Source organism: Lentzea sp., from assembly GCF_035525475.1.
Classification (GTDB): Bacteria; Actinomycetota; Actinomycetes; order Mycobacteriales; family Pseudonocardiaceae; genus Lentzea.
In genome coordinates this window covers 1-9,970 of record NZ_DATLEC010000090.1, presented here as the reverse complement: position 1 = coordinate 9,970, position 9,970 = coordinate 1, and the positions used below count along the sequence as shown (strand labels likewise).

9 protein-coding genes are annotated in these 9,970 nt (G+C 70.1%); 1 reads left to right on the top strand and 8 read right to left on the bottom strand.

The annotated features are described in order from the left end of the window. Nucleotides 1-8: 8 nt before the first annotated feature. The 7 genes from VM306_RS16100 to VM306_RS16070 all read right to left on the bottom strand — a co-directional run bounded on the left by VM306_RS16100 (nt 9) and on the right by VM306_RS16070 (nt 5,270). Nucleotides 9-224 carry an MbtH family protein gene (locus tag VM306_RS16100; protein ID WP_325515798.1) on the bottom strand — a complete coding sequence of 72 codons (216 nt, stop codon included), beginning with the start codon at nt 222-224 and terminating at the stop codon, nt 9-11. 73 nt (nt 225-297) lie between these two features. Continuing rightward, nucleotides 298-2,433: an MMPL family transporter gene (locus VM306_RS16095; RefSeq protein ID WP_325515797.1), complete on the bottom strand. Its 2,136-nt coding sequence runs from the start codon at nt 2,431-2,433 to the stop codon at nt 298-300. 106 nt (nt 2,434-2,539) lie between these two features. Continuing rightward, a complete protein-coding gene (locus VM306_RS16090) occupies nt 2,540-2,788 on the bottom strand; it encodes a hypothetical protein (RefSeq protein ID WP_325515796.1) in 249 nt (82 codons plus the stop codon). Further along, the gene (locus VM306_RS16085; RefSeq protein WP_325515795.1) at nt 2,785-3,096 is read right to left on the bottom strand and encodes an ArsR/SmtB family transcription factor; all 312 of its coding nucleotides are present in this window, start codon (nt 3,094-3,096) and stop codon (nt 2,785-2,787) included. Before VM306_RS16085 ends, VM306_RS16090 begins: the two co-directional genes overlap by 4 nt. Before the next feature lie 38 nt (nt 3,097-3,134). Further along, entirely contained in the window at nt 3,135-4,301 is a 1,167-nt protein-coding gene (locus VM306_RS16080) for an MAB_1171c family putative transporter (protein ID WP_325515794.1), read from the bottom strand. Beyond that, nucleotides 4,301-4,804: a hypothetical protein gene (locus tag VM306_RS16075; RefSeq protein WP_325515793.1), complete on the bottom strand. Its 504-nt coding sequence runs from the start codon at nt 4,802-4,804 to the stop codon at nt 4,301-4,303. The genes VM306_RS16080 and VM306_RS16075 overlap by 1 nt, the downstream gene beginning before the upstream one ends. A 19-nt stretch (nt 4,805-4,823) precedes the next feature. After that, complete coding sequence (locus tag VM306_RS16070; protein ID WP_325515792.1) at nt 4,824-5,270, bottom strand: helix-turn-helix domain-containing protein; 447 nt, start codon at nt 5,268-5,270, stop codon at nt 4,824-4,826. Between the two features lie 349 nt (nt 5,271-5,619). Here VM306_RS16070 and VM306_RS16065 point away from each other — a divergent pair, with 349 nt between their 5' ends. Then, the gene (locus tag VM306_RS16065; protein WP_325515791.1) at nt 5,620-7,407 is read left to right on the top strand and encodes an AfsR/SARP family transcriptional regulator; all 1,788 of its coding nucleotides are present in this window, start codon (nt 5,620-5,622) and stop codon (nt 7,405-7,407) included. 151 nt (nt 7,408-7,558) lie between these two features. Here VM306_RS16065 and VM306_RS16060 read toward each other — a convergent pair whose 3' ends face one another. Continuing rightward, a complete protein-coding gene (locus tag VM306_RS16060; protein ID WP_325515790.1) occupies nt 7,559-9,151 on the bottom strand; it encodes a tryptophan halogenase family protein in 1,593 nt (530 codons plus the stop codon). Between the last annotated feature and the right edge of the window lie 819 nt (nt 9,152-9,970).

The following is a 9,970-nucleotide window of genomic DNA, read 5'->3' as shown; positions in this document are numbered from 1 at the left end:
CGTGCGGACTAGTGCGCTGCTTCCGCCATGCGGCGGCGGAGGCTGAGCGGGCGCATGTCCGTCCACACCTCACCGATGTGCGCAAGGCAGTCGGCACGGGTTCCCTCGGTGCCGTCCGCGCGCCACCCGGCGGGCAGGTCCCGGTCGGTGGGCCAGATCGAGTACTGCTCCTCGTCGTTGAGCACGACGCGGTAGGTCTGCTTGTCGTCCTGTTCCTCGGCCACGAGAACTCCTCAGGTGATCGTCTCCGGTCGCCTGAACAGTTCTCGCGGGCCCAATACTGGGTCTATACCCGAACTATCCGGCGCCGAGGCGCGCCGCGGCGCGCTGCCGGGAGGAGCCGCCGGCGAGCCCGGGAACGTGGGCGAACCGGCCCAGGCCGCCGGGCAGGACCCACGCCCGGTCGCCCAGCACGGCCAGGGCCGCGGGCAGCAGCACGCCGCGCACCAGGGTCGCGTCGACGAGGATCGCCACCGCCATGCCGACGCCGAGCATCTTGTACTCGATCGCGCTCAGCGTGACGAACACGGTGAACACCGCGGTCATGATCACCGCCGCGCTGGTCACCACCCCGGCGCTGCCGCCCACCCCGCCGACGATCGCGGCACGGGCGTCGGCGCCGCCGGACCACCGTTCGCGGATCCGGCTGAGGATGAAGATGTGGTAGTCCATGCTCAGCCCGAACAGCAGCACGAACATGAACAGCGGCAGCCACCCGACCACGCCCCCGTAGGACGTGAACCCGAGCGCCGACTCGAGGTGCCCGTCCTGGAACACCCACGTGAGCACGCCGTAGGCCGCGCCGATCGACAGGACGTTCAGCCCGATGGAGATCAGCGGGATGGCCAGCGCCCGGAACGCGACGACGAGCAGCACGAACGCGAGCAGCAGGACGAACCCGAACACCAGCGGCGTGGTGGCCCGGACCTGTGCGGTGAAGTCGTGGGCGAACGCCGTCCTGCCCGACACGGCGAACGACACCCCTGGCACGTCGCCGAACGCGGCGGGCAACGCCTTCTCCCGCAGGTGCTCCAGGGCCCGGTTCGACTCGTCGTCGGTGCCCGTCCCGGCCAGCGGGACCCGCAGGACCAGCGCGGAGTCCACCCGCGCGGCCGTGAGCGGCTCGTGCAGCAGCCCGCCGCTGGACGCGATCTCGCGGTGCAGCGCCGAGACGTCCACGTCGTCCACCCGGCCCGACAGGACGACTTGCGCGGGCGTGGGCGTGCCGGGGAACGCCTCCTGCATGCGGATCGCGCCGTCGACCGCGGCGACCGACCGCGGCAGGCTGTTCGTGGCGCCCGCGTCCTGCAGCCGCATGCCGAGGGCGGGCACGGCCAGCACCAGCAGCGACAGCACGGCGAGGCCGCCCCACAGCCAGGGCCGGCGGACCACCTTGCGCGCGACCGCCGTCCACAGCCGGGACTCGCGCGGGTGCGTGCGGCGCAGGAACGGCACGCGCACCCGGTCCACCCAGCGCCCCAGCAGCGACAGCAACGCGGGCAGGGCGGTGACCGAGCCGGCGACGGCGAGGCCGACGACGAGCGCGGTGCCGACGGTCAGGCCGCGGAAGTTGTCCAGGCCGGTGAACAGCAAGCCCGCGACGCACAGGACCACGGTCAGCCCGGACACCACGACCACCCGCCCGGACGTGCGCGCGCTGATCCGCAACGCCTCGGCCACCGAACGGCCCGCCGCGCGTTCCTCGCGTTCGCGCCGCAGGTAGAACAGCGAGTAGTCGATGCCGACGGCGACACCGATCAGCAGGATCATCGACGACGTGGCGCTGTTGACCGGGATCCAGGTCCCGACCAGTCCGAGCAGCCCGAACGCCGCCGCCACCGTGGTCCCGGCGAGCAGCAGCGGGACCGACGCCGCGACCAGCGACCCGAACACGACCAGCAGGATGACGACCGTGATCGGCAGCGAGATGAGCTCCGAGCGCTGGAAGTCGTCCTTCACCGCCTGGTCGACGGCCTTCGCGAGGCTGCGGTCGCCCGCCTGGGAGAACCGCGTGTCCGGGTGGCGCGACGAGGCCTCCGCCACGAGCCGCACGACCGCGTCGTAGTGCGCGGAGACCTCGGCGTCGGGTCCGGCGACGTGGAACGTGACCAGCGAGGGCGTCTCGCCGGAGACGCTCAGCTCCGTGACAGCGCCACTGCCGCGCAGCGCCGCGACGAGGTCCTCGGTGCCGGGGCCCTCGACCAGCACGTTCTCCCGCACGGGGGCGTAGGAACGCTGCTGGTCCAGCACCTCGCCCGCGCGGCCGGACTCGCCGGGGTCACGGGCGGAGGCCCCCTGCCCCGCGAGCGCGCCGGCCAGCACGGCCAGCAGCACGACCAGCAGCCATCCGGCCACCGCCAGGCCCCGGTGCCGGACCGACCACGAGGCCACCCGTTCCACCAGTGCGACTTCCGACCTGTGTCCAGGCAGCATCGACTAAGGTCCTTCCTCGAAGGAGTGCTCACCAGAACTCGCCCTCGGGCGAGAGACATTTCTTCAGCTGGGCCGTCGAGTTGCCGCTCGCGGCCCAGCACTCCACCTACTCGACTTCCTTGAGGATGCGTTCGACGGAACGCAGCCTCTCCTGCATCTCGTCGAGCTTGCGCTCGGAGTTCTCCTGCGCCTGCACCGCCCGCTCGGCAAGCGCGCGGTACTCGTTCTCCCGCGACAGGGCCGCCTTCGCCCGCCACGTCGCCGCGAGCTGCCAGACGAGGACCGTCGTCACGGTGGTGATCAGGACGAACACCCCGACGACGCCGATGATCTCCTGCCAGTCGTAGGGGCTCATGCCTGCGTTTCCTTCTCCGTCAGGGTCCGCACGGCGACCGCCACCGACTCCGGTGACAGCGCGACGGCGAACGGTTCGACCTCGTAGAACTTCATCGCTTTGCCGTCCTCGGACAGCTCCAGGTGCGCCCGCACCAGGCCGGCCGACTCGAGCTTGCGCAGGTGGACCTGCAGCAGCGCGCGGCTGATGCCCAGCTCGCGGGCGAGCGCGCTGACGTAGGCGCGCTCCCTCGTGAGCACCGCCAGCACCCGCAACCGGTGCGGATTGGCCAGCGTCGCGAGGACGCGCAGCAGCTCGTCCCCTGTCACAACTGAACCCTGCACATGCAAAGAAATGTTAGCAGGTGTCACGCGAGCCTGCGATACGCCCTGGCCACCGCGACGAGGAACGCCGTGTCGCTGTCGAGGTCACCCCCGCCGGGCACGCCGACACGCGCCTCGGCCGCGAGCTCACAGCCCCGTGCCGCGGACCGCAGCGCGTCCGCCAGCACCGTCGCCTCCACGAACGCGTCGCCCTCCTGACCGCGCACCCCGGCGCGCGCGGCGTTGCGCCGGGCCCGCGCGGCCACGGCCGGATCGAGGTAGGGCTGCAGCGCGACCCGGCCGTCCCGGATCTCGATCACCCGGCGGTACAGGCGCAGCCCGAGGTCGTCCGGCAGCAGGTCGAGGTGGGCGCTGCGCGGCCGTTGCAACGCGATGTGCGGGCTGGCCCGGTAGAGGTCGAGCCACAGCGGCCGCAGCCATCGGTAGGTGCGGTAGCGCTTGACCCACGCCACGAGCGCGGTCAGCCCGACCCGCGGCGCCCACCAGCGGATCGTGGCGCCGCCGAAGACGAGCACGTTCGACGCGAGCGGCACGAACATGTCGACGAAACCGAGGTGCGGGTAGTCGAAGCCGAACCTCGCCGCGGCGAACAGCAGTCCTTTGTGGACGTGGTAGACCAGACCGCAGAAGCCGCCTGCCGCGGCGAACCGCAACCCCAGTCGCAGCACGGGATCCGGTGTCACCCGCGCGAAGCGCCACGTCTCGCGCATGACCGTGACGATCGCCGGAGTCAGGCACGCGACGTAGCAGACCCAGTACTCCAGCACCCACGGCGTGCGCGCGTACCGCGTGGCGAAGCGGACGTCGTCCACGTCGACGGGCGCGAGCACGAAGAGCACCGTCAGCACCGCGGCCCCGGCGAGCAGCCACCACGCGGCGCGTCTCGACCGGCGGCGGGCCTGCGCCGGCGATCCGGTCAGCCACGCGACGAACGCGAGCCCCGCCCACGCCACCAGGAGCAGGGTGCAGTGGCCGATCAGCCGGCCGATGTTGGGCACACCGCTGACCCCGGCGACGAACGCGTAGCCGGCCGGGGTCAGGACGATCAGCGAGCTGCCGAGTCCCAGCAGGCCGAGGCACACCGCGCGCTGGGCGGGTGAGCGCGGCCGGTACTCGCCGTTGACCAGCATGAGCGCGAAGAACCCGAACACCAGCAGCGGCGGCAGGTAGAACCGGACGGCGTCCGGCATCAGCGGGGGTCGGCCCAGTTCAGCGCGTCGGAGATCCGGTGGGCGAGCCCCTCGGCCGGCGGCGGCGCCGACTGGCCGGCCTGCTGCAGGACCAGCGACGCGAGCAGCTCGGCCTCCTGCTCCTCGACCGCCGAGTACCCGGTGCGCCCGAGCACCGACCGGACCATCTCGGGATCGAGGTGGGGCATCAGCTCCGCCCCGGGCAGCGGCGCCGCGTAGTGGTCGCAGAGCAGGTGGCACAGCTCGTGCAGGATGATGTGGTCCTGGTGCGGCAGCGTGGTCGCCTCTTCGTAGAAGATCAGGTCGCTGTCGTCGGTCGCCACCCACAGCCCGAGCACGCCCTGCCGTTCGGTCATCGGCACGAGCTCGATCGGCCTCCCCCGCTGTCCGGCGACGAGAGCGCAGAGCGCGCGGACGTCGAACGGGTCGGGCATCGGCAGCTCGCGCACCCGCGCGGCACAGCGGCGGCGCAGCCGCCGCAGGCTCAGACCCCCGTCGAACACGAAGACCCCCGCAGGCGCGTCACGGACCCGTCTCCCCGTCCGGCCCCTCGGGCAGGCCCTCGATCTCCCGCGCCCGCTCCACCATGGCGGTGAGCGCGCTCAAGCTCTTGGCGGACAGGCCAGAGGCCCGCAACGCCATGCGGCGCACCGAGCTGTTGCGCAGGGCGATGAGCAGCGCGAGCTCGGAGTCGATCATCTCGGTGACGGCGTCGTCGAAGAAGTAGGCGGGCGGCACGCCGAAGAACCCCGCGAGCGCCTCCAGATGGCGTTTCGTGGGGTTGTCGCGCAGGCCGCGGCGCAGCTGCCACACGTAGGTGGCGGAGATGGTCGGCCCGCCACGGGCCTTGATCGTCTCGGCGACCTCGTCGAACGAGTACTCACGCCCCGGACGAGGACGCACGGTCCGGAACAGGTGGTCGACCTTCGCCGCCAGGGAGCCCTCCGGCTGCCCGTCCGCATCGGCCATCCACCACCTCCACAGTCCGCACACGGCCAGCCGCGGCACACCGACCCTACACGCATCAGCCGATGTGGATGAAAGGCACACAATCCACCCACCACAGTTGACGGCCCTGGCGCATCTCGGTACGTTGAGACTGTTTGGAGATCAATGAACAAGATCGCGCCGCACCTGGTGAGAAATCTGCTCGCTCAGCGGAAGAACATCGAAGAGCTCATTCGGCGCGCTTGTCACCGGCGAACTCACGGGACGGATCGGCATTCCTGGTCCGCATCCGCACCGGAGTTCGTGTCTTCAGGGGACGCACCATTCCGGACTGGGGAGGGGTGCACACTTTGAATGGGGGACGTGACCTTTGGAGTTCCGAATCCTGGGACCAGTCGGCCTCTGGCTGAACGGTGCTGAACTTCCGCTGAAAGGTTCCAAGCAGCGCACGATCCTGGCGGCCCTGCTGCTCGCCAGGGAGAAGGTGCTGTCCGACGCCCAACTCGGCGAGGTGCTCTGGGGCAAGAACCCACCCGCGACCTACCAGGCCCAGATCTACACCTACGCGTCCCGGCTGCGCAGGCACCTGCAGGGCAGCATGGTGCTGCTCCGGCAGGGACCCGGCTACTTCATGCGGATCGGGTCGTCCCGCTTCGACTTCCACGAGTTCGAGAAGCTCGCGGACACCGGTCGTGAGGCTCTCCTGGCGGGCCGGTTCGACCAGGCCTCCGAGACGCTGCGCAGCGCGCTGGACCTGTGGCGCGGCCCGACGCTCACCGACGTGACCGACCTGCTGGCCGAGACCGAGCGCCCGCGGATCGACGAGATCCGGATGAAGACGCTCGAGCTGCGGATCGACGCCGAGCTCGCCCTCGGCCGCCACCACGAGCTCACCTCCGAGCTCGTCGGGCTGGTCAACGCCAACCCGTTGCGCGAACGGTTCAGGGCCCAGCTGATGGTCGCGCTGTACCGCGCGGACCGGCAGGCCGAGGCGTTCGCGACCTTCCGGGAGGGCAGCAGACTGCTCTCCGACGAGCTCGGCGTCGACCCCGGGCCCACGCTGAAGGGCGCCTACCAGGCGATCCTCACCAACGAGGTCTCCCGGGAGTTCCCCAGGCAACGCCACTCCCTCACCGCGTCGTCCTGGCCGGTGACCCTGGCCGCCGACACCCCGGACTTCACCGGCCGCGATGCCGAGCTCGCACTCGCGGCCGACCGGTTGCGGCACAGGTCCGCGCCGCTGACGGTCACCGGCATGGCCGGGGTCGGCAAGACCGCGTTCGCGCTGAGGGTCGCGAGCGGGCTGGGCGAGGACTTCCCCGACGGCCAGCTCGTCGTCGACCTCCGCGGCAGCGACAGCACACCGCTGCCGCCCCGCGAGGCGCTCGGAGCGCTGCTCACGGGACTGGGCCTCGACGAGGCGTCGCTGCCCGCGAGCCTGGAGCAGCGCGCGCTGTTCTACCGGGGCGCGCTGGCCGACCGGCGGATGATCGTCGTCCTCGACGACGCGGCGACCGACCGGCAGGTGCGGCCGCTGCTCACGGCCGGCACGCACTGCCGCACGATCGTCACCACCCGCAGCTCGCTCACCACACTGGCCGGCCAGTACACGCTCGACCTCGAACCGCTCGGCCACGAGGCGGCGCTGTCGCTGTTCACCAAGATCATCGGACCGGAGCGCGCGACCGCCGAGACGAACGCGGCGGACGAGATCGTGGACACCTGCCACGGCCTGCCGCTCGCCATCCGGATCGCCGGCGCGCGCGTGGCCGCCCGGCGGCACTGGCCACTGGCCCGGTTCGCCCACCGGCTCGCCGATCCCGACCGGCTGCTCGACGAGCTGCGGCTCGGCGACCTCGACGTGCGGGAGCGGCTCACGGGCGGCAGCAACTCGCTCGAACCGCACACCCGTGCCGCGCTGCTGCGCCTGTCCCTGCTGGACCTGCCGTCGTTCCCGCACTCGGTGACGAGCACGCTGCTCGGCCTGTCCGACGCGGACGGCGAGCAGATCACGGAGTCCCTGCTCGACCTCCACCTGCTGGAGCTCGCCCACGTCGACGAGGAGGGCAGGCCCGCCTACCGGTTCCACCCGCTCGCCCGGCTCGCGGCGCGGGAGACGGCACACGCCGAGGGCCTGTCGGAGCTGTCCCTCATCTGAGACCCGAGACCGGAAGAGGCTGCGCCCGGTGCACCGGGCGCAGCCTCTTCCGGCTGTGGGGGATCCCCTCGCGGAACGCCGATCCTGGTCGGCACCCGCCAAATAAACTTAGCAGGTGCCGCCAGTAGTTGGCATGCCACCGTCCGGGTGGTCAACGGCCGTGGAGTTCACGCAGGTAGTCGTAGGTGGTGGGCAGTGTCTTCAGCAGCTCGGCCTGCTTCTGCCGGATCTGCGCGAACGTCGGCTCGGCGCCCTCGACCGCGTCCGGCCGGAACGCCAGCGCCGGCAGCGGGTGGTCCGGCAGCGCGTCCAGGCCGGTGAAGACGCAGTAGTAGCTGCTGTTGGTCCAGAAGTTGCGGAACTCCGCCTCGAAGTTCTCGTAGTAGTTCGCCTCGTCCGTGATCGGCATGTTGACCGCGAGGCCCGCCCGGTACTGGGCGATCTTGAACTGGATGTCCTCCGGCAACGTGATCTCCTTGCAGGCCCGCCAAAACGGCGTGTCGTCGCGGGGCGCCAGGGTGAAGTGCGCCTGCAGGAAGTCGCGCGAGTCGTCGAACATCGTCTCGATCTCGCGGTTGAACGAGTCGATCAGCACCGGGTCGAACCGCTTGTCCGGGAAGTGCTTGCCCAGCTGGTAGAGCGCGGCGGTGATGAAGTAGATGCCGGTCGACTCGAGCGGTTCGAGGAAGCACGACGACAGGCCGATGCTCACGCAGTTGCGCACCCAGGTGCGGCGGTTGCGGCCGACCCGGAACTTCACGTGGTTGAGCGGCTGCTCCTCGGGGTCAAGGTCCCACAGCTTGCACAGGTCCCTCGCCGCCTCGTCGGGGTCGGTGAACCGGCTCGAGTAGACGTACCCGGTGCCGAACCGGCCGAGCATGGGGATCTTCCACGTCCAACCGGACTTCATCGCGATGGCCGACGTGGCGGGCTCGACCCCGTGCGCGGCGTCGTCGTGCGGCACGGCGGTGGCGACCGCGCTGTCGTTGAGCAGGTGGTCGCCCATGTCGAGGAACGGTTCGCGCATCAGCTTGTTGATGAGCAGGCCGCGGAAGCCGGAGCAGTCGACGAACAGGTCACCGGAGATCGTGCGCCCCTGCTTGGTCTTGAGCGAGGTGATGTGACCGCGCTGGTCGATCGTCGCGTCCACCATCTCGTCCTGGACGTGCACAACACCCTGCTTCTGGGTCGCGAACCGCTTCAGGAAGTCCGCCACCAGCTGCGCGTCGAAGTGCCAGGCGTAGTTCGTCCACCTGGTGCCGTCGGCCGATCGCGGCGACAGGCGCGCGTCGATCATCGGCGACTCGCGGTAGCAGGCGTAGTCGAACGGCTCGTCGGTCTGCCCGCCGAGGTTCTTCGCGGCCCAGTAGTGCGACAGCGGCAGGCCCTCGTGCGTGGGCAGCAGCCCGAACAGGTGGTAGAAGTGGTCCGGTCGGCCGCGCAGCTGCCTACCCTCCGGCTCGCCCTCGCCGGGCGTGCGCCAGTTCACGAACTTCACCGCCATCTTGAAACTGGCGTTGCATTCCCGCATCCACTCCTCCTCGGGAATGCCCAGGAAGTCGAAGAACGTCTTGTGCAAATTCGGGACGGTGGCCTCGCCGACGCCGATCCGGGGAATCGACGGCGCTTCCAGCACCGTGATGGTCGCGTGCCGGCCGAGTGCTTTGCCCAGATAGCTCGCGGTCATCCATCCCGCGGTGCCGCCACCGAGAACGACGACGTTCGATATCCTGTGGTCTTCCATCCGGACCACTACCCTTCGGTTTTCACGACAACACTGTGGGCGCCCACTGTTCCCACACAGCTGATACTCGGCCTATATTCAGGCTATTCCCGCCGAAAACCGTCGCTCGCGCACCGGCTCACGGTCGTCCGCGGAACCGGCTTCGACCTTCACCGCGGTGCACGGCCCCGGCCTGACCGACTTGCACGGATTCCTCGTCACGACCGCTGTGCTCCTCCGCAGATCGCCCGAGCGGTGGAACGAGGAGCGCGAGCCCCGGCGGCGCAGTGCGTGCCGAAAATTACATCCACACAGGTCAAGCGGCATGCCGATACTCGTGGAGGACTCCACCAAGATGGTCCCGTCGGCATACCGCGAGGCGCTCGATCCGGTCAGGTCCAAGGGGTTGGAGCCAGGGCTGGCAAGGGTGCTGCGGCGGCGAGAGATCGGTGCTCGTTGCAGTGCCGCTCGTACTCGCGCAGCGCGTGCCGGAGATGGGCCTCGTTCCAGATCATCGTGCGGTCCAGGATCTGTGCGAGCAACCCCCGTCCTCTGGCCGCAATCGGTCCTACGTAGCAGCCACAACGCGGCGAAGACCTGGAAGACGGCAAGGTAGGCAAAGCGGACCAGCACGGACGCGTGCATGCCCGATGACGACCGCTACCCACCGATGCCTACTGACCTGCACGAACGTATTTCTCGGCACGTACAGCGCTCAGACCCTGTGGGGTGCCAGAACATGGCTCAACGGCCTGACCTGCGGATCAAGCCGCTGCAGGTTCGTACTCGTTGATCAAGCCGCCGAGCACTCGCCGACAACGTACGGATCTACAGCCTGGG